Here is a 17,651-nt window from a genome sequence, read left to right as displayed (position 1 = left end):
GGCTATCTCCTGTCGGACAAGGGTTCGAAAGTGCCACGCACCCCATGCATGTCTCGTACCGGAGAGAGCCGGAGGCGCGTGTTCATGGCTACCAATGTAAGGCTTCACTCATGCCGCATCCACTGTCCGAACGTTACCCATGTAACGAGATGTTTCCCTCGTGCATGGCTCGGACGCCGGACGATGGGTGTCATTTTCCCGTGTAGCGGATGCGATACACAGCGCCTGCGTAATCGTCGGTCACGAGCAGGCTGCCGTCGGGTGCGACCAGCACATCGGTGGGGCGCCCCCAGGCGCGTTCGCCTTGCAGCCAGCCCTGCACGAAGGGCTCCTGCTTGATGACGTTGCCCGCCTGGTCAAGCGCGACACGCACGATCCGGTAGCCCACCTTCGACGAGCGGTTCCACGAGCCGTGCTCGGCGATGAAGATGTTGTTGCGGTAGTCCGCCGGAAAGCGGTTGCCCGTATAGAAGCGCATGCCCAACGCAGCCACGTGAGCGCCAAGTTTGGCTACGGGCGGGACATAGTTGCTGCAAGGGTGTCCTGCGCCGAATTCGGGGTCGGAGACGTTGCCGGCGTGACAGAACGGATAGCCAAAGTGTGGATTGGGAGCGGTGACGCGGTTCAGTTCGTCGTCGGGTACGTCGTCGCCCATGAGGTCACGTCCGTTGTCGGTGAACCACAGCGCGTGTGTGACGGGATGCCAATCGAAGCCAACCGTGTTGCGGATGCCGCGCGCAACCAGCTCCTTGCCGCTGCCGTCGGCGTTCATCCGGAGGATGTTGGCGTACCGGTTTTCGTCGGGGCGGCAGATGTTGCATGGCGCGCCGATCGGCACATACAGCTTGCCGTCGGGGCCAAAGGCAATGAATCTCGCGCCGTGGTGGGTCTCGGCGGGCAGCTTGTCGGTCACGACGACGGGCTGGGGTGGGTTGTCCAGGCGTTTGTCGATGTCATCGAGCCTCACTACGCGTGACACGGCCGACACATAGAGGCTGCCGCCGTGCCACGCCACGCCGACCGGCAACAGCAACCCTGAAGCCACCACGCGCACGCGCGCGCCAGCCGTCTGTAGCGGCAGCGCGTACACGTTGCCCGCCTTGCTTCCCACATACAGGATGCCGGCCGGAGAGAGCGCCATCTCCCGCGCGGCAGGCGTCTCGGCGGTCAGTACGTCGACGTGGAAGCCGGGCGGCACGCGCAGGGTCTCGATCGGCAATGTTGCCTGCGCGGGCGACGCGGTGACCAGCCACGCCAGGCACATCAGGGCGGCTCCAGCGTGCTGCCCGCACCACGCCTGCATGCCGCAGTGCTGTCGCACTGAGTCTAAGTGTTTGTTTGGTCTGGAAAATTGGGCTATACTTTCGCGTTTCTCTGTACGCATACCCAGTTTTTCAAGGAAAAGATCCATGGTCGTGATCCGTCTGGCCCGCGGTGGCTCCAAGAAGCGCCCGTTCTTCAATATCGTTGCGACCGACTCGCGTAACCGCCGTGACGGCCGTTTCATCGAGCGCGTCGGTTTCTACAATCCTCTCGCCACTGACGGCGAAGAAGGTCTGCGCATTGCCCAAGACCGCCTGACCTACTGGCAAGGCGTGGGCGCGCAACTGTCGCCGACGGTTGCTCGTCTGGTGAAGGAAGGCGCGAAGAAAGTCGCTGCCTAAGTTTTAGCATGCGTCGATCGACGGTGCCGTCCGCGCACATCCTGCCGTGACGCGCCCAACATCGACGCGCCCCGGCCCCGCTGCCAAAGCTGCAGAGGCTGCCTCACAAAAGGTGACGGAGCGCTTGCAGGCCATGCGGCCGGGCTCGCGCGCCAATCCGTCACTGCCCGATGATCTGGTCGAGGTCGGTTTTGTGGGCGGCGCCTACGGAATTCGCGGCTGGATCAAAGTCCAGCCGCATGGCGATGCCGACGCACTCCTGAACGCCCGGATCTGGTGGCTGAAGCCTGCAGCTGGCGCGCCGGGAGCATCGACGGACTGGCGGGTATTTCCTGTCAATACGTCGCGCGAGCACAGTGGCACGGTGGTCGCCGGATCGTCGGCGGTACCCGATCGCAATGTCGCCGAGGCGCTGCGCGGTTGTGCGGTGTGGGTCAGTCGGGCTGATTTTCCCGAGCCAGAGGACGATGAGTTCTATTGGGTCGATCTGATTGGCGCCACCGTGGTCAACGAGCAGCAGGAAACGCTCGGGACAGTGGCTGGCCTGATCGACAACGGCGCGCATCAGATTCTGCGCATCGTGGATGAGGATGGCGCCGAGCGGTTGGTGCCGTTTGTCGAGGTGTACGTGAAGTCGGTGGATGTGGCGGGTAAGCGCATCGTCGTCGACTGGGGTCTGGATTACTGAACATGCGGCCGGAGAATTCGGCGATGCAGTTCGATGTCATCTCGCTGTTCCCAGAGATGTTTCGGGCGCTGACGGACTGGGGCATTACCAGCCGGGCAGCCAAGCAGCAGGTGTACACGTTGCGCACCTGGAACCCACGCGATTTCACGTCCGACAACTACCGGACGGTGGACGATCGCCCGTATGGCGGCGGCCCTGGAATGGTGATGCTCGCCAAGCCGATGGAGGCTGCGCTCGATGCCATCCGTGAGGCACAGGCGCCGGCAGCTTCACATGTTGTGCTGTTGTCGCCGCAGGGGCGGCCCCTCACGCATCGGCGGGTGATGGAGCTGGCGCAGTTGCCAGCCCTCACGCTGATGTGCGGCCGTTACGAGGCGATTGATCAGCGCCTGGTTGATCGCCGCGTCGACGAGGAGATCAGCCTCGGTGATTTCGTCCTTTCCGGCGGTGAGATCGCAGCAATGGCCGTCATTGACGCGGTGGTGCGGCAGTTGCCCGGTGTGCTGGGCGATGCGCAATCGGCGGTGCAGGACAGTTTCGTCAACGGTTTGCTCGACTGCCCGCACTACACGCGGCCGGAAGAGTATGAAGGCATGCGTGTGCCCGATGTGCTGCTGGCTGGCCACCATGCCGAGATAGAGAAGTGGCGTCGCCAGCAGGCGCTGTTGAATACGATGCGCAAGCGGCCCGATCTGATCGAGGCGGCACGCAAGCAGGGTTTGTTGTCCCGCAGCGATGAGGTCTTCCTCGCTGCCGCGGCGATGACGGCAAAGGGGTCGTAGCTTCCACACCGGGAGCCTCGTCCAAGTGAAGTTCCCATCCTCTACCGGGGCCGCGGTCAGTCGACCGGGCAAAACGCCGGCATGATGGTCAAGGAGAAAAAGATGAATCTCATCGAGCAAATCGAGCAGGAAGAAATCAAGCGCCTGACGGCCAACAAGACGATCCCCCCGTTCGCCCCCGGCGACACCGTGATCGTCAACGTGAACGTCGTTGAAGGCAACCGCAAGCGTGTGCAGGCGTATGAAGGCGTCGTGATTGCCAAGCGCAATCGTGGCCTGAACTCGTCGTTCATCGTTCGCAAGATTTCTTCGGGTGAAGGCGTGGAGCGTACGTTCCAGCTGTACTCGCCGCTGCTGGCCAGCATCGAAGTGAAGCGTCGCGGTGATGTGCGCCGTGCGAAGCTGTACTACCTGCGCGAGCGCTCGGGCAAGTCGGCTCGTATCAAGGAGAAGCTGACCTTCAAGCGCAAGGAAGCCGCTGCAGAGTAATCTGCGCGCGTTGCGAAAAGGCACCTTCGGGTGCCTTTTTTCTCTTTTGCGGCGGAAGATTGTCCTCACATGTCTTCCGTCCACGATTGGTCCCACATTACGCCATGCGCCGTCCCGTATTCGATCCAGAGCAGTTGCCAGTGATGCCTTCCGATGCATCGCTACCCGCGCTCGACGAGGCGCGGTTGACGGCTCGCTTCGTGCGTGAGCGGCTGCAGGCCCAGCCGGATTGGCGTCCTGAACTTACCGACGAATCGCGCCTGATCGACGCATCGCTCAAGCTGCGGGAGGCCGCCGTACTCGTACCGCTGGTGCAGCGCGAGGCAGGTCTGACGGTGCTTCTGACACAGCGCAATGCGTCGCTCAGCCAGCATGCGGGGCAGATCAGTTTTCCCGGCGGTGGACGAGAGACGATCGACCGCGACATGACGGCCACCGCACTGCGCGAGACGGTGGAGGAGGTGGGCATCAGCGCGGACTTCATCGAGGTCGTAGGCCGTCTGCCGGACTACATCACCGGTACAGGCTTTCATGTGAGTCCCGTCGTCGGTTTGCTGACCCCGCATTTCACCGTCCAACCCGATCCCAGCGAAGTGGCCGAGGTATTTGAGGTGCCGCTCGCCTTTCTGATGGACCCAGCCAACCATGAAGTGCGGGAATTGCGCTGGGAAGATCGTGTGCGGCGTTTCTATGCCATGCCGTATCGCCGGTCGGACGGCGGCTACCACTTTATCTGGGGCGCCACCGCTGGCATGCTGCGCAACCTGTACCACCTGCTGGCGGCGTAGCGTTGGCGTCACGATGCGCTGTGGCGCGCACGCCGTGTGCTATCGTCTTGCACATCGCACTCATGGCGTGACCTGCGCCTTCGCACTGCCCTCCAATGACCTTTTTCTCCGTACTCTGCGCGCTGATTCTTGAGCAGTTCCGTGCGCTCAGCCGGGACAACCCGATCTACGACATCGTGCGCGCCTTGGCTGCGCGGGCGGAAGAATGGTTCGATACCGGCAATCGCCGCGATGCCGTGTTGGCCTGGTGCGTGGTGACGCTGCCCGCTGTGGTGGTGGTGGCGCTGGTGCACTACCTCCTGTCCTCGATCAGCATTGGGCTGGCCTTCTTGTGGAACGTGCTGATGGTTTATCTGACGCTCGGGTTCCGCCAGTTCAGCCATTACTTTACGGATATCCACGAGGCGCTGCGCCGTGACGATGTCACCGGCGCGCGGTTGATCCTCAATGAGTGGTCTGGGTATGACACGACCGACATGCCGGTCAACGAGATCGTCCGTCACACGCTCGAGTGCGCGATCGTGGCGGTCCATCGGCACGTCTTTGGGGTGTTCTTCTGGTTTCTGGTTCCGATCGGGCCGGCCGGCGTGGTCTTGTATCGCGGGGCGGAATACCTGGCTCGCCACTGGAGCGAACCGTCGATGGAGCGCAGCCCGGCGCTGGGGCTGTTCGCACGCCAGGCTTTCCACGTGATCGACTATATCCCGGCACGTCTGACGGCCATCGGCTTCGCCATCGTTGGTAATTTCGAGGATGCGGTGTACGCGTGGCGCAACCGTGCGGCCAAGTGGAGCGATGAGGTCAACGGCATTCTGATGGCGGCTGGCGGCGGTGCGTTGGGGGTGCGCCTGGGTGCACCGATCCCGCAGCGTGACTCAGCCGAAAGCCTCGCCGACGAGGACGGTGCGTACCCGATCGAAGTGGGGCAGGAGCCCAACGTACGCACGCTTCAATCCGCGGTCGGCCTGGTGTGGCGCGCCGTGGTGCTCTGGATGCTGCTGCTGGCAATGCTGTCGATTGCCGTATGGCTCGGCTGACGTCGCCGCGAGCCTGAGTCAGGCGGCATCCTCGCGGTCTTTGCCGCAGCGCCAGCACTGCGCAAACTGCGGCTCGTGCGTTTCGCCACAGTGCGCGCAGCACCAAGCCGGGCCGCTGGGCGGATGGCGGGCCTGCTCGAGCAACGCTTGCGCTTGCGTTTCCTGGGCAGGGTTCACCAGCCAAACCTGCGCTGCGCAATCCTGGGGCGGTATATCGCCGGCGACGCTGCTCAGGTAGATGTTGCGAAGCTCCGTACGGATGCCGGCGGCAGACAGCACGTTCTGCCAATGCGCCGCCATGCCGAGCGACGGACTGCTGATCAACAACTTCATCCCACAGTCTCCCCGAACGTATCTCGCCTGCTACCAGGGCTTCTGCTGCTCCGATTCGTGCAGCAACTGCGCATAGAGCTGGTGCCGGCGTGGATCGATCGTTCCCTTGGCCATCGCGTCCAGGATGCCGCAGCCTGGTTCTTGCAGGTGGCGACAGTTATAAAAGCGGCATTCGGTGAGTCGCTGACGGAATTCGGGAAAGGCGCGCTCGAGCATACCCTCCGACAGATGGTGCAGACCGAACTCCTGGAAACCGGGCGAATCGATCAGCATGCCGCCCCGACCCCATTCAGCGGGGAGGTGATAGAGCCGCGTGAATGTGGTCGTGTGCTTGCCGGAATCGAGTTTTTCAGAAATCTCGCGTGTTTGCGCGTCGACGCCCGGAATCAGCAGATTCAACAGTGACGACTTGCCCATACCCGACTGCCCGATGAGGATCGACGCGCGGCCGGCGACATGCGGCTCCAGCGCGGCATGCGCGGCGTCCGGCGCGCCATGCACGGTCAACTCCAGCACCGTGTAACCGAGTTGCCGATACAGCGCCAGACGCGAGCGAGCCGTTTCCAATCGAGCAGTCAGATCGATCTTGTTCAGCAGGATCAATGGCGTGATGCCCAGCGCCTCCGCAGCAACGAGCGCGCGGCCAAGCAAATCTTCGGAGAAGCTCGGCTCGGTGCCGAGCATGATGATCACCTGGTCCAGATTCGCGGCCAGCATCTTGGATTTGAACTGGTCGGAGCGGTAGAGCAGGTTGCGGCGCCCGTCGACGCGCACGACCACGCCCTGATCGACGGCAGTGGCTTCATAGACGACGCGATCGCCCACTGCACATTCGCTCCGCTTGCCGCGTGGGAAGCACTGCACATAGCCACCACCTTCGCGTTCGACCAGATAGTGGCGTCCGTGTGCAGCAATGACCAACCCGTGCTCTCCGGTGGCAGCCTGCCTGGCCCCCCGGACCGGATTGCCGCGCGTCATGCGCCGGCCTGCACGAGGCGCGCCACGCGTTGCGATGCGGTCGGGTGCGAGTAGTAGAACGTCGAATACACAGGGTCGGGCGTGAGCGTTGACGCGTTATCCTGAAACAGCTTGACCAGCGCCGAGACCAGTTGCTTGGCATCGGCGTGCTCTGCAGCGAAGGCGTCCGCCTCGTACTCGTCCTTGCGCGACGACAGGCTTGCCAGCGGTGACACGAAGAACGTGAACACGGGCAGCACGATGAAGAACAGCATCAGCGCGAGCGCGTGGTTATCGGAGAGCAGGTTGGGCGCCACGCCCAGGCCGAGATAGAACCACGTGCGCGTCATCAGCCAGCCGAGCAGGGCAAGCGCGCCAAGACTCAGCACAAACGTCACCGCGATGCGCTTGGTGATGTGGTGTCGCTTGAAGTGTCCAAGCTCATGAGCGAGCACGGCTTCCATCTCGGATGGGTTCAGGCGTGCCAGCAGCGTGTCAAAGAACACGATGCGCTTGGTGGCGCCGAAGCCGCTGAAGTAGGCGTTGCCGTGGGCGCTGCGGCGGCTGCCGTCCATGACGAACAGACCCTTGCTGGCGAAGCCGCAACGCTTGAGCAGGCTTTCAATGCGTGCGCGCATCTCGTCATCCTGCAGCGGGGTGAACTTGTTGTAGAGCGGCGCAATGACGTTCGGATAGATCGCCTGGACGAACAGCATGAACGCCATCCATACGATCCACGTGTAGAGCCACCAATGCGCGCCCATCTTGTTCATCAACCACAGCACCGCCAGCAGAAGGGGTAAGCCCAGCACGGTGCCAATGCCGATACCCTTGACGAGGTCCAGCGCCCAGAGCTTCCAGGTCATGCGGTTGAAGCCGAACCGCTCTTCCACGACAAATTGGGCGTACAGCGAAAACGGTAGCTCGATCACACTGCTGATGACAATGACGGAGGCAATGAGCGCGACGCCGTAGGCGTAACCGGGGCCGAACACACCCAGCCATGCCTGATTGATCCAGTTCAGCCCGCCGAGCAGCGTCAGCGCGATCAGCAGTGCCGCCTGGACCGGCACTTCCAGCATCGCCAGACGGGTCCGGGCGATGGTGTAGTCGGCGGCCTTGCGGTGCATGTCGAGCGTGATCGACTCGGCAAACTCCGAAGGCACGGCGTCGCGATGCCGTGCTACGTGACGGATCTGCCGTGCGGCCAACCACAGGCGGGTGGCGGCCATCAGAACGAGTGCGACCAGGAAGACAAGAGTAAAGGCGGGCATGTGGGGAAACACCTATCGAATATGCGAAAATTATAGCCTTCAGTCATTTTCTCAAGGCCTTCGCGTGAGCACCCCAGTTTCCCAGTCCGCCGCTTCCCCTTCGATGACCAGCCGCGTCGCTGCCAAGAGCGACAACAATCTGGTGTGGGTCGACATGGAAATGACCGGCCTGAGCCCCGAGAACGACCGCATCATCGAAGTGGCCGTGGTGGTGACGGATTCTGAGCTGAACGTGCTGGCCGAAGGCCCGGTGCTGGTCGTTCATCAGTCCGACGAACTGCTCGACGGAATGGACGCCTGGAACAAGGGCACGCATGGCCGCTCAGGCCTGATCGACAAGGTCAAGGCGTCGACCATGACGGAAGCGGAGGCGGAAGCCGAGCTGCTCGCCTTCCTCAAGAAATGGGTGCCGAAGAGCAAGTCTCCGATGTGCGGTAACTCGATCTGCCAGGATCGCCGTTTCATGGCGCGCTACATGCCCAAGCTGGAGGAGTACTTCCACTACCGCAACCTGGATGTTTCCACGCTCAAGGAACTGTGCAAGCGCTGGCAGCCGGCCATCGCCAAGGGTTTCGTGAAGCGCCAGCAGCACACGGCTTACGCAGACATCATCGAGTCGATCGAGGAGCTGCGCTACTACCGCCAGCACTTCATTCGTGACGTGCCGCAGACGCCCGAGGCCGAGGCCCTGGCGTCGTCAGTCGCGCCCTAAACCTGCAGCGGCTTGGCGCGCACGGCGTGCTTGGGGCGCCAGGCCTTGACCACGCTGTCGTGCGTCTCGACGTACGGGCCGCCGATGAGGTCGATGCAATACGGGACCGCGGCAAAGATACCCGGCACGGTGGTACGACCCTCCACATCCTTCAGTCCTTCCAGCGTTTCCTTGATGGCGCGCGGCTGGCCGGGCAGGTTGATGATCAGCGTGGCGCGTGACGGCGTTTCACGAATCACCGCCACCTGACGCGACAGAATCGCGGTCGGCACGAAGTTCAGGCTGATCTGGCGCATCTGCTCGCCAAATCCGGGCATCTCCTTGGTGGCGACGGCCAGCGTGGCCTCGGGCGTGACGTCACGGCGCGTTGGGCCTGTGCCGCCGGTGGTCAGCACCAGGTCGCAGCCGGCATGGTCGACGAGGTCGATCAGCGTTTCCGCAATGGTCGCCTGGTCGTCGGGAATCAGCCGCTCCACTGCTTGCCACGGCGACGACAGCGCGGCGCCAAACCAGTCGAGCAGCGCCGGAATGCCTTCATCCTGGTAAGTGCCTGCAGAGGCGCGGTCCGAAATCGACACAAAGCCGACGATCAGCTCGTCGGGATGGCGGCGGGTCAGCGGGGCGGAGGCGGTCATGCTTCGTCGTCTTCGGCTTCAGGTTGATCGGATTCGTTTTCGCGGTCGTTGCCTGCCAGGGCCTGCTTGACCATCTGGAAGAGTTCACGCGACGACTTGGGCGGCTTGGCGAGCTGCGCTTCCTTGCGTGCGTTGCGCACGAGCGTGCGCAGGGCCTGCACATCGCACGCCGGATGGGCAGCAATGAACTCGGTGACGGCGTCGTCGCCGCCGATGAGGCGGTCGCGCCAGCGCTCAATGGCGTGCAGGCGTGCCGTTTCAGCCTTGGATGCGCCCACGAACGTGGCCAGCACGCGGCGGATGGCTTCGACGTCTTCGTCGGTCAGGGCGCGCATCAGCTTGCCGATGTACTGCATCTGGCGGCGCTTGCCTTCGTGACTCGTGATGCGCTTGGCGTCACGCAGGGCGTCGGCCAGCTTCTCGGGCAGCGGCACCTTGGCGAGTTTGTCCTTGGGCAGGGCTTCAAGGGCGGTGCCCAGATCCTGCAAGGCGTTGACCTCGCGTTTGCGCTGCGATTTGCTCTTGGGCGTATCCGGGTCGTCTTCGTCACCGATGTCGGTGCGCACGACAGGTTGCAGATACGTGGGGTTGTGTCGGGATGCTCGGCTCATGGCGCGCATTGTATCTTGCTATGATGGGCGCTTCCGCCCGCTTTTGGCAAAATCGCGGCAGCCGTTTCTCCCCCTTTCTTGCTTATGTCCCAAACGCTCGATTCCAAGACCAGCAACGTGACCGACAGCGTGTTCGCCTATCGCCGCGAGCAGCTCGAAGCGATGGCGCGCGATGTGCTGCGCATTGCACGCGATCTCGGCGCCACCGATGCCGCAACGGAAATCTCCGAGGGGCAAGGTCTCTCTGTCACGGTGCGCAAGGGCGAAATCGAGACGATCGAGCAGAACCGCGACAAGGTCGTCGGCGTGACGGTCATGCTGGGCAAGAAGCGCGGCAACGCCAGTACCTCGGATTTTTCACCGGCGGCACTGCGCTCGACGGTTGAGGCAGCCTACAACATCGCGCGCTTCACGGCGGATGACGACTGCGCCGGCCTTGCCGAAGAGGCATTGCTGGAAAAGCATCCGCAGGACCTGCAGCTCTATCACCCGTGGACGATCGACGCCGAAGCGGCCGTCGAAATCGCCCGCGCTGCCGAGGCCGCAGCGTTTGCCGTGAGCCCGAAGATCCGCAACAGCGACGGCGCCAGCATCTCGGCACAGCATTCGCACTTCGTGTTGGCCACGTCGCGCGGTTTCCTGGCTGGCTACCCGTATTCGCGCCACTTCATTTCGTGCGCGCCGATCGCCGGTTCAGGCGCGCACATGCAGCGCGACGACTGGTATTCGTCCAAGCGCTCGCCCAGCGATCTCGCTGCGCCCGAGGCCATCGGCAAGTACGCTGCGGAGCGCGCGCTGGCACGCCTGTCCGCACGCCGTCTGACCACGCGCAAGTGCCCCGTGCTGTTCGAGGCGCCGTTGGCGGCCGGTTTGCTCGGCGCATTCGTGCAGGCGGTCTCGGGCGGGGCGCTGTATCGCAAGTCGACGTTCCTGCTGGATGCGCTGGGCAAGGAAATCTTCTCGCCGCATGTGCAGATCAAGGAAGACCCGCACGTGCCGGGCGGGATGGGCAGCGCGCCGTTTGACGAGGAAGGCGTGCGCACGACGCGTCGGGATGTGGTCAAGAACGGTGTCGTGGAAGGCTATTTCCTCTCCACCTATTCCGCGCGCAAGCTCGGCATGCAGACCACGGGCAACGCGGGCGGCTCCCACAACCTGACACTGTTCTCCAGCCAGACCAAGCCGGAGGACGACTTTGCCGGCATGCTGCGCCGCATGGGTACGGGCCTGCTGGTGACCGAGCTGATGGGGCAGGGCGTGAACTACGTCACGGGCGATTATTCGCGCGGCGCGTCGGGCTACTGGGTGGAAAACGGCGTGATCCAGTATCCGGTGGAAGAGATCACCATTGCCGGCAACCTGCGCGACATGTTCCGTCAGATCGTTGCCGTGGGTGCAGATGCACTGGTCCGCGGCACGAAGGAAACCGGTTCGATCCTGATCGAGCAGATGACGATCGCTGGCGAATAAGCGTGCTCGTCCAAACAAAAAACGCGCTCGGTTTCGAGCGCGTTTTTTGTTGCCCGCTGGGCGCTTACTGCTCGTCCGAAGGCGGCCGTTCGTACGTGACGAACGCGTAGTCGAAATCGTTGGGCGCGGCGGCGTGATGCGTTTCGCGTGCGACCTCACGCCAGACCGTCGGGTCCGGCGCCGGGAAATGGGCGTCGCCATCGAAATCAGCGTCGATCTCGGTAACGATCAGCCGGTCGGCGCTGGGCAGGGCATCCGCATACAGCTGCGCGCCGCCGATCAGGAAGATCTGTTCCGCGCCCACGCACAGCCGCTGTGCATCTTCCAGCGAGTAGGCGATCTCACAGCCAGGCAGCTCCAGCTTGGCGTTGCGCGTGACGACGATGTTGCGCCGACCCGGCAGCGGGCGGCCGATCGATTCGTACGTCTTGCGGCCCATGACGATGGGGGCGCCCATGGTGGTGCGCTTGAAGTGCGCGAGGTCTTCGGGCAGGCGCCACGGCAGGGTGTTGTCGCGGCCAATGACGCCGTTGCGCGCGCGGGCGACGATGAGAGTCAGGATCGTCATGCGTTATACCGCCACGGGCGCCTTGATGGCGGGATGGCTCTGGTAGCCGACGATTTCAAAGTCTTCGTACTGGTAATCGAAGATGCTCTCGGGCTTGCGCTTGATCTGCAGCCTGGGCAGCGGCAGCGGTTCGCGCGCGAGTTGCGTCTCGACCTGTTCGAAGTGATTGTTGTAGAGATGGCAGTCGCCGCCGGTCCACACGAAGTCGCCGACATCCAGATCGGTCTGCTGCGCGATCATGTGCGTGAGCAGTGCGTAGCTGGCGATATTGAACGGCACGCCGAGGAAGATGTCGGCGCTGCGCTGGTAGAGCTGGCACGAGAGCTTGCCGTCGGCCACGTAGAACTGGAAGAACGCGTGGCAGGGCGGCAGCTTCATGCGTGGGATGTCGGCCACGTTCCAGGCGGAAACGATCAGGCGGCGGGAATCCGGATTGCGCTTGATCTGGGCGATGAGTTCGGCGATCTGGTCGATGTGCTCACCGGTAGGCGAGGGCCAGGAGCGCCATTGGTAGCCGTAGATGGGGCCGAGTTCGCCGTCGGCGTCCGCCCATTCATCCCAGATCGTCACCCCATTGTCTTGCAGCCAGCGCACATTGGTGGCGCCTTGGAGGAACCACAGCAGTTCATAGACGATGGACTTGATGTGCACCTTCTTGGTGGTCACCAGCGGAAACCCGTCTTGCAGGTTGAAACGCATCTGGTGCCCGAATACGGAGCGCGTGCCCGTGCCGGTGCGGTCGGCTTTGTCGGTGCCATGCTCGTAGACATGGCGCATCAGGTCGAGGTAGGGCTGCATTGCGGCAGGGGTGGAAGCGGCGTCAAAAATCGGGTGAGCCGCATTGTAACGTGTGCGACGCGGCGCCGACTGTACTGGTGCTGTCAGCGAACTGGCCCGGTGAAACGGGCGAAACAGTTTGAGCGGCAAATCGCCGAACTGTCGATGTTCGCGGGTGGGGAGGGCGGCGAATATAGCGTCATCGCTGCAAACTGTCTGACGGAGTTCGCCATGTCGCCCCTTACCACCGCCGCTTCGCTCCATCGTGCCGCCGAACTACGCCATCTGCGTGCTGCCGCCAGCGTCGTCAACGCAGTGATACCGCCGACGCCGCAGTACTGCTGGCCATTGCTGTCGCAGGCCGTTGGTGCGGCAGTGTGGGTCAAGCACGAGAACCACACGCAAGTGGGCGCATTCAAGGTGCGCGGCGGTTTGACGTATCTTCATGCGCTGCGCCGTCGCGAGCGCGCGTTTGGCGGGGTGATCGCGGCGACGCGGGGCAACCATGGGCAGTCGATCGCGCTGGCGGCGCAGCGAAATGCCGTGACGGCCACGATCGTCGTGCCGCAAGGCAATAGCGTCGAGAAGAATGCGGCCATGCGCGCCCTGGGCGCGGAACTGATCGAGGCCGGCGACGATTTTCAGGCCAGCCGTGAAGTGGCCGCGCAATTGGCTGCAGAACGCGGATTGCACCTCGTGCCCTCCTACCACGACGACCTGGTCGCGGGCGTGGCGAGTTACTGGCTTGAGCTTTTCGAGGCTGCACCGCTCGATGTGGTCTATGTGCCGATCGGCATGGGGTCCGGTGCGTGTGCAGCGGTGCGGGCACGTGATGCGCTCGGCCTGTCGACGCGCATTGTCGGGGTCGTGTCCGCGCACGCGCGATGTTATGAACACTCGTTTGCAAGCGGTTCCGTCATATCGGCACCGGTGTCGACCCTGTTGGCAGACGGCCTCGCCTGTCGTACCCCGGATGCGGCTGCGCTCGGGGTGATCCGTAGCGGTGTCGACGAGATGGTCGCGGTGACGGACGATGAAGTGGCGGATGCCATCCGGCTGTATTTTTCGACAACGCACAACGTAGCCGAAGGCGCCGCCGCCGCCGCACTGGCGGCTGCGTGGCAGCAGCGCGACCAGGTGGCCGGCCTGCGCATAGGCCTGCCGCTGACCGGCGGCAACATCGACCGCGCCATGCTGGCGCGGGTGTTGGCCGGTCAACCCATCGCAGCTTAAGCCGGTTGTTGGCGGCGACGCTGCGCCAGCCAGCCGCCGCCCAGCACCACCACAAACACCAGCACATACACGGCCCACGCCAGCGGCGGCTGCTCGGCAAGGAACGGCTTGAGCACGGGTTCCGCCACGATCATGTGCGCAGCCGTATAAGCCAGCACGGCCGCACCACCGTAGATGATGATCGGGAAGCGCTCGATCAGCCGCAGCACCACACCGCTGCCCCACACGACCACAGGCACGCTAATCAGCAAGCCCAGCACCACTAGCAGGAAGTTGCCGTGCGAGGCGCCGGCAATGGCCAGCACGTTGTCGATCCCCATCACCGCGTCAGCGATGATGATCGTCTTCATCGCGCCCATGAGGGTTGTGCTGGCCGCGCCGTGTTCGTCGCCGCCTTCGCCGTCGTCGGCAAGCAGCTTCCACGCGATCCAGACCAGCGCCAGGCCGCCCACCAGCATCAGGCCCGGAATCTTCAGCAGCCACACGACCGCGAGCGTCATGAGCGCCCGCACGACGATTGCGCCCGCGGCACCCCATAGGATGGCCTTCTTCTGCAGCTCGGGCGGCAGGTTGCGCGCGGCAAGCGCGATCAGGATGGCGTTATCGCCCGCAAGCACGAGGTCGATCACGATGATCGAGGCCAGCGCGGCAGCAAACTGCATGGTGAAGATGTCAGACAACCATTCCATGGTGGCTCCAAGCGTCAAACAAACAAAATCGGTTGACCGAACAACATGGAATGCAGGGGCGTGACGCTTTGCAGACCATGAATCCGGTTGCAAAGGTCTTGCTCGACACGAACAGGTTGGGAACCTGCCGGTGCCGGCACGACCGGAAGCGCGAGCTTCGTCTTGACGATCGTGCCTGGGGCTGAAGAGCCCCCGAGCTACTCCCCTTTGAGGAAGCCTCGATTGTATCGCAGGCGGCGATTGCTGCGCCGCAAAAACCTGACGATCCGCATCGGAGCGGCCGATACGCCGTTTTTTTCAGCGGTGCCGGCGATTTTTACGCGGGGCGTCATGTGGCATTCCCGCCCACTCGGATGAAAGAACGGTGGCGGTGTCACAAAGCGGCGTCTACGCTGCAAACTCGCCCATGCGTCACGCGTGCGGAGCCGATGGCACATTTCTCGCTGGCATCGGGCTTCATGACCCGGCAGTACCGTTCCATTCACAACGGAGACACCATGCAGGCCACCAAGCCGTCCGCCGATACCTATGCCCGCCGCGCGCTGGCCCGTCTGATCCAGCCGCAGCCCACTGTTGACGCTGTCGGTGCAGGCCTGACCTTCTACCAGCTCTTTACCGAAGACGACGCGGCACTGCGTGCCGAGGCAGAGGCCGGTCTCATGGCTCAGGCCGCCAGCGTCAGCCCGAAGTTCTTCTATGACACGCTTGGTTCACGGCTGTTTGAGGCCATCACCGATCTGCCCGAGTACTACCCGACACGTACCGAAGCCGCAATCTTCAGCCTGCACGCCGCCGAAATTGCCCTGCGCGTGGGGCGCGGCGCGACGTTGATCGATCTTGGGGCCGGCAACTGCGAGAAGGCTGCGCGCCTGTTTCGCACATTGGCGCCGTCGCGGTATGTCGCCATCGACATTTCGGCGGATTTTCTGCGCGACACGCTGCGGGCACTTGCACGCCAGCACCCCCAACTGCCGATGGTGGGCATCGGCGCGGATCTGTGCGCCCCCTTGGCGCTGCCCGATGCCGTGGGCGATGGGCGCCGGGTGTGGTTCTATCCGGGTTCGAGTCTGGGTAATTTCGCGCCGGATGAGGCGCTTGCGTTCCTCACCCGCCTGCGCGAAGCGTCGGTGCCGGGGGACAGCGTGTTGATCGGCATCGACCTCATCAAGGAGGCTCGACGCCTGGAAGCCGCCTACGATGACCCGCTCGGGGTGACTGCGGCCTTCAACCTCAACGTGCTGCGCAACCTGAATCGCTTGCTGGGCGCTGATTTCGACGTGTGCGACTGGCGCCATGTTGCGCTGTATCGCACCGAAGCTCACCGCATCGAAATGCACCTCGAGGCGCGGCGCGATGTGACGGTGCGATGGGGCAGCCACGTGCGCGCCTTTGCTACCGGCGAGCGCCTGCACACGGAGAATTCGGTCAAGTACGACCTGCCGCGCCTGCAAACGATGTTTGCGGATGCTGGATTTGAAGACCTGTATGCCTGGACCGACAGTGACTGTGACTTTGCGGTCTGCCACGCCAGCGTCGGCCGGTAGCCGCGCGGGTGCGGCGGCGGAGAGGCGTTCCGGGCTGGTGCGATAATGGATCGATTCCCGCCCGAGGTTTGCCGCGATGGCTGAATTCTTCATGCTCCCCGATCCGACCTTCATCGGATCGATTCCCGACTGGACCGACGGCCGCCGCTTGCCGCGCCAGGGCATCGCGCACAGCCTCGTCGATGCACGCAACCGCACATTGGCGCTGCTTGCCGCGTTTGGCGACACCCAGCGCGGCTGGCAGATCGAACGTGTGCCGCACCATGCCCCACCATTGTGGACGCTCGGCCAGCTCGCCTGGTTTGCCGAGTTCTGGTGCCTGCGCGAGCCGCGTCGTGTCAAGAACGAAACCATTGAAGACGGCGGAGGAGCCGAGTGGGCCGTTCCGCGCTGGCAGGCCACGCTCCCCGCCGCGCTCGAAGGCGCCGACAACTTCTTCGACATGGACCGCATGCCGCCCGACGCGTGCTGGGAATTGACGTTGCCCGGCATCGCGCCCATCAAGCAGTATGCGCATGACGTGCTTGATCGCGTGCTGCGCAAGCTGGCGACGCTCGGCACCGATGACGATGGGGCACTGGAGCCGTTTCGATGGGCGGTCTTTCATGAAGACTTGCGCGCGGAACATCTGCACGGCCTTCTGCAGGTAGTGGGCCTGCCACCCGCTGGACAACCGCCGCTCGCCGCTGTGGCTGTGCCCGCGGCGCAGACGCTGTCGCTGCCGGGCGGCCGTTTCCAGATGGGCTGGCCGGATGCGGATGGCTTTGCCTTCGATAACGAACGGCCTCCGCACCGTGTCTATGTGCCGGCGTTTGAAATCGACGCGCAGCCTGTCAGCAACGGGCAATACCTCGAATTCATTGAAGATGGCGGTTATGACCATCCGCAGTGGTGGACTCCGGCGGGCATGGACTGGCTGATGATGCAGGAGCGCTCGGCACCGTTGGGCTGGCAGCGGGATCCGGCCGCCCGCGTCTGGCAAGCGCTGCGTTACGGCGAGGCCCGTACGATCAATCGCGACGAGCCGGTGCGGCATGTGAGCCTGTACGAAGCGCAGGCTTGGTGCCGCTGGGCCGGCCGCCGTCTGCCCACCGAGGACGAATGGGAAATGGCGGCGGTACAGGGTCGCGCAGGCTTTCATTGGGGACAGGTGTGGGAGTGGACGTCATCGCCATTCGAGCCGTACCCCGATTTTGTGCCGGGGGCTCCGCACGGGCGCGTTGCCCGCTTGTCGGCACCCCATTTCGTGGCGATGCAGACGGTGCGCGGCGCGGCTGCGCACACGCCGCAGCGCGCGCGCCACGTGCGTTTCCGGGGTTTCCTCCTGCCGGAGCGGGACGACATCTTTGTCGGCTTCCGCACCTGCGCCCTGTAACTCGGCGCGTCAGCAAAAAGAAAAG

The 17,651-nt window shown here is 63.8% G+C and carries 20 protein-coding genes; 11 read left to right on the top strand and 9 right to left on the bottom strand.

Going from position 1 to position 17,651, the window contains the following annotated elements:
• Positions 1–190: 190 nt before the first annotated feature.
• Positions 191–1,264, bottom strand: coding sequence for a PQQ-dependent sugar dehydrogenase (locus tag R2N03_RS13880; protein ID WP_316658593.1), 1,074 nt, complete (start codon positions 1,262–1,264; stop codon positions 191–193).
• A gap of 145 nt (positions 1,265–1,409) precedes the next feature.
• On the opposite strand from R2N03_RS13880, the gene rpsP reads away from it, so the two are divergent.
• The 6 genes from rpsP (at position 1,410) to R2N03_RS13850 (ending at position 5,448) form a co-directional block, all read left to right on the top strand.
• On the top strand, positions 1,410–1,664 hold the full coding sequence (gene rpsP / locus R2N03_RS13875) for a 30S ribosomal protein S16 (protein ID WP_316658229.1): 255 nt from the start codon (positions 1,410–1,412) through the stop codon (positions 1,662–1,664).
• Positions 1,665–1,797: 133 nt separating this feature from the next.
• Entirely contained in the window at positions 1,798–2,352 is a 555-nt protein-coding gene (gene rimM, locus R2N03_RS13870; protein ID WP_316658592.1) for a ribosome maturation factor RimM, read from the top strand.
• A gap of 23 nt (positions 2,353–2,375) precedes the next feature.
• The gene (gene trmD, locus R2N03_RS13865) at positions 2,376–3,134 is read left to right on the top strand and encodes a tRNA (guanosine(37)-N1)-methyltransferase TrmD (protein WP_316658228.1); all 759 of its coding nucleotides are present in this window, start codon (positions 2,376–2,378) and stop codon (positions 3,132–3,134) included.
• Between the two features lie 102 nt (positions 3,135–3,236).
• Complete coding sequence (gene rplS / locus R2N03_RS13860) at positions 3,237–3,623, top strand: 50S ribosomal protein L19 (RefSeq protein WP_045786360.1); 387 nt, start codon at positions 3,237–3,239, stop codon at positions 3,621–3,623.
• A gap of 104 nt (positions 3,624–3,727) precedes the next feature.
• Complete coding sequence (locus tag R2N03_RS13855) at positions 3,728–4,411, top strand: CoA pyrophosphatase (protein WP_316658226.1); 684 nt, start codon at positions 3,728–3,730, stop codon at positions 4,409–4,411.
• A gap of 95 nt (positions 4,412–4,506) precedes the next feature.
• Complete coding sequence (locus tag R2N03_RS13850; RefSeq protein ID WP_316658225.1) at positions 4,507–5,448, top strand: CobD/CbiB family protein; 942 nt, start codon at positions 4,507–4,509, stop codon at positions 5,446–5,448.
• An 18-nt stretch (positions 5,449–5,466) separates the two neighbouring features.
• On the opposite strand, the gene R2N03_RS13845 is transcribed toward R2N03_RS13850, so the two are convergent.
• Genes R2N03_RS13845 through R2N03_RS13835 form a run of 3 tightly spaced genes read right to left on the bottom strand, consistent with a single transcriptional unit; the run spans position 5,467 to position 8,012 of the window.
• The gene (locus R2N03_RS13845) at positions 5,467–5,781 is read right to left on the bottom strand and encodes a hypothetical protein (protein WP_316658224.1); all 315 of its coding nucleotides are present in this window, start codon (positions 5,779–5,781) and stop codon (positions 5,467–5,469) included.
• Between the two features lie 30 nt (positions 5,782–5,811).
• The gene (gene rsgA, locus R2N03_RS13840; protein WP_316658223.1) at positions 5,812–6,759 is read right to left on the bottom strand and encodes a ribosome small subunit-dependent GTPase A; all 948 of its coding nucleotides are present in this window, start codon (positions 6,757–6,759) and stop codon (positions 5,812–5,814) included.
• Complete coding sequence (locus R2N03_RS13835) at positions 6,756–8,012, bottom strand: M48 family metallopeptidase (protein WP_316658222.1); 1,257 nt, start codon at positions 8,010–8,012, stop codon at positions 6,756–6,758. Before R2N03_RS13835 ends, rsgA begins: the two co-directional genes overlap by 4 nt.
• Before the next feature lie 103 nt (positions 8,013–8,115).
• Here R2N03_RS13835 and orn point away from each other — a divergent pair, with 103 nt between their 5' ends.
• Positions 8,116–8,724 carry an oligoribonuclease gene (orn, locus tag R2N03_RS13830; protein WP_428984410.1) on the top strand — a complete coding sequence of 203 codons (609 nt, stop codon included), beginning with the start codon at positions 8,116–8,118 and terminating at the stop codon, positions 8,722–8,724.
• Here the strand turns inward: orn and mog are convergent.
• The gene (gene mog, locus R2N03_RS13825; RefSeq protein WP_316658220.1) at positions 8,721–9,359 is read right to left on the bottom strand and encodes a molybdopterin adenylyltransferase; all 639 of its coding nucleotides are present in this window, start codon (positions 9,357–9,359) and stop codon (positions 8,721–8,723) included. The genes orn and mog overlap by 4 nt on opposite strands.
• Positions 9,356–9,970, bottom strand: a complete 615-nt coding sequence (gene yjgA / locus R2N03_RS13820; protein WP_316658219.1) for a ribosome biogenesis factor YjgA — start codon at positions 9,968–9,970, stop codon at positions 9,356–9,358. The genes mog and yjgA overlap by 4 nt, the downstream gene beginning before the upstream one ends.
• 84 nt (positions 9,971–10,054) lie before the next feature.
• Here yjgA and pmbA point away from each other — a divergent pair, with 84 nt between their 5' ends.
• Positions 10,055–11,440 (top strand): metalloprotease PmbA, encoded by a 1,386-nt coding sequence (pmbA, locus tag R2N03_RS13815; protein ID WP_316658590.1) that lies wholly within the window; start codon positions 10,055–10,057, stop codon positions 11,438–11,440.
• A 64-nt stretch (positions 11,441–11,504) separates the two neighbouring features.
• Here the strand turns inward: pmbA and R2N03_RS13810 are convergent, their stop codons facing one another.
• Together R2N03_RS13810 and R2N03_RS13805 are read right to left on the bottom strand one after the other, a co-directional pair.
• On the bottom strand, positions 11,505–12,008 hold the full coding sequence (locus R2N03_RS13810) for a dihydrofolate reductase (RefSeq protein WP_316658218.1): 504 nt from the start codon (positions 12,006–12,008) through the stop codon (positions 11,505–11,507).
• 3 nt (positions 12,009–12,011) lie between these two features.
• Positions 12,012–12,806 (bottom strand): thymidylate synthase, encoded by a 795-nt coding sequence (locus tag R2N03_RS13805; RefSeq protein WP_316658217.1) that lies wholly within the window; start codon positions 12,804–12,806, stop codon positions 12,012–12,014.
• Positions 12,807–13,016: 210 nt separating this feature from the next.
• Between R2N03_RS13805 and R2N03_RS13800 the strand changes: the two genes are divergently transcribed.
• Complete coding sequence (locus R2N03_RS13800) at positions 13,017–14,018, top strand: threonine dehydratase (RefSeq protein WP_316658588.1); 1,002 nt, start codon at positions 13,017–13,019, stop codon at positions 14,016–14,018.
• Here the strand turns inward: R2N03_RS13800 and R2N03_RS13795 are convergent.
• On the bottom strand, positions 14,015–14,707 hold the full coding sequence (locus tag R2N03_RS13795; protein ID WP_316658216.1) for a TerC family protein: 693 nt from the start codon (positions 14,705–14,707) through the stop codon (positions 14,015–14,017). The genes R2N03_RS13800 and R2N03_RS13795 overlap by 4 nt on opposite strands.
• A gap of 497 nt (positions 14,708–15,204) precedes the next feature.
• Between R2N03_RS13795 and egtD the strand changes: the two genes are divergently transcribed.
• The gene (gene egtD / locus R2N03_RS13790) at positions 15,205–16,251 is read left to right on the top strand and encodes an L-histidine N(alpha)-methyltransferase (RefSeq protein ID WP_316658587.1); all 1,047 of its coding nucleotides are present in this window, start codon (positions 15,205–15,207) and stop codon (positions 16,249–16,251) included.
• 76 nt (positions 16,252–16,327) lie between these two features.
• Positions 16,328–17,626, top strand: a complete 1,299-nt coding sequence (locus tag R2N03_RS13785; protein WP_316658215.1) for an SUMF1/EgtB/PvdO family nonheme iron enzyme — start codon at positions 16,328–16,330, stop codon at positions 17,624–17,626.
• Positions 17,627–17,651: the final 25 nt, after the last annotated feature.

The organism is Ralstonia condita (assembly GCF_958405655.1).
Lineage (GTDB): Bacteria > Pseudomonadota > Gammaproteobacteria > Burkholderiales > Burkholderiaceae > Ralstonia > Ralstonia condita.
This window is presented reverse-complemented; position numbering and strand designations above follow the sequence as displayed.

Bases quoted from the DNA above. Each gene is read 5' to 3' on its own strand.
- R2N03_RS13880 (WP_316658593.1), bottom strand. From the start codon at position 1,264: ATGTGCCTGGCGTGGCTGGTCACCGCGTCGCCCGCGCAGGCAACATTG.
- rpsP (WP_316658229.1), top strand. From the start codon at position 1,410: ATGGTCGTGATCCGTCTGGCCCGCGGTGGCTCCAAGAAGCGCCCGTTC.
- rimM (WP_316658592.1), top strand. From the start codon at position 1,798: ATGCGGCCGGGCTCGCGCGCCAATCCGTCACTGCCCGATGATCTGGTC.
- trmD (WP_316658228.1), top strand. From the start codon at position 2,376: ATGCAGTTCGATGTCATCTCGCTGTTCCCAGAGATGTTTCGGGCGCTG.
- rplS (WP_045786360.1), top strand. From the start codon at position 3,237: ATGAATCTCATCGAGCAAATCGAGCAGGAAGAAATCAAGCGCCTGACG.
- R2N03_RS13855 (WP_316658226.1), top strand. From the start codon at position 3,728: ATGCGCCGTCCCGTATTCGATCCAGAGCAGTTGCCAGTGATGCCTTCC.
- R2N03_RS13850 (WP_316658225.1), top strand. From the start codon at position 4,507: ATGACCTTTTTCTCCGTACTCTGCGCGCTGATTCTTGAGCAGTTCCGT.
- R2N03_RS13845 (WP_316658224.1), bottom strand. From the start codon at position 5,781: ATGAAGTTGTTGATCAGCAGTCCGTCGCTCGGCATGGCGGCGCATTGG.
- rsgA (WP_316658223.1), bottom strand. From the start codon at position 6,759: ATGACGCGCGGCAATCCGGTCCGGGGGGCCAGGCAGGCTGCCACCGGA.
- R2N03_RS13835 (WP_316658222.1), bottom strand. From the start codon at position 8,012: ATGCCCGCCTTTACTCTTGTCTTCCTGGTCGCACTCGTTCTGATGGCC.
- orn (WP_428984410.1), top strand. From the start codon at position 8,116: ATGACCAGCCGCGTCGCTGCCAAGAGCGACAACAATCTGGTGTGGGTC.
- mog (WP_316658220.1), bottom strand. From the start codon at position 9,359: ATGACCGCCTCCGCCCCGCTGACCCGCCGCCATCCCGACGAGCTGATC.
- yjgA (WP_316658219.1), bottom strand. From the start codon at position 9,970: ATGAGCCGAGCATCCCGACACAACCCCACGTATCTGCAACCTGTCGTG.
- pmbA (WP_316658590.1), top strand. From the start codon at position 10,055: ATGTCCCAAACGCTCGATTCCAAGACCAGCAACGTGACCGACAGCGTG.
- R2N03_RS13810 (WP_316658218.1), bottom strand. From the start codon at position 12,008: ATGACGATCCTGACTCTCATCGTCGCCCGCGCGCGCAACGGCGTCATT.
- R2N03_RS13805 (WP_316658217.1), bottom strand. From the start codon at position 12,806: ATGCAGCCCTACCTCGACCTGATGCGCCATGTCTACGAGCATGGCACC.
- R2N03_RS13800 (WP_316658588.1), top strand. From the start codon at position 13,017: ATGTCGCCCCTTACCACCGCCGCTTCGCTCCATCGTGCCGCCGAACTA.
- R2N03_RS13795 (WP_316658216.1), bottom strand. From the start codon at position 14,707: ATGGAATGGTTGTCTGACATCTTCACCATGCAGTTTGCTGCCGCGCTG.
- egtD (WP_316658587.1), top strand. From the start codon at position 15,205: ATGCAGGCCACCAAGCCGTCCGCCGATACCTATGCCCGCCGCGCGCTG.
- R2N03_RS13785 (WP_316658215.1), top strand. From the start codon at position 16,328: ATGGCTGAATTCTTCATGCTCCCCGATCCGACCTTCATCGGATCGATT.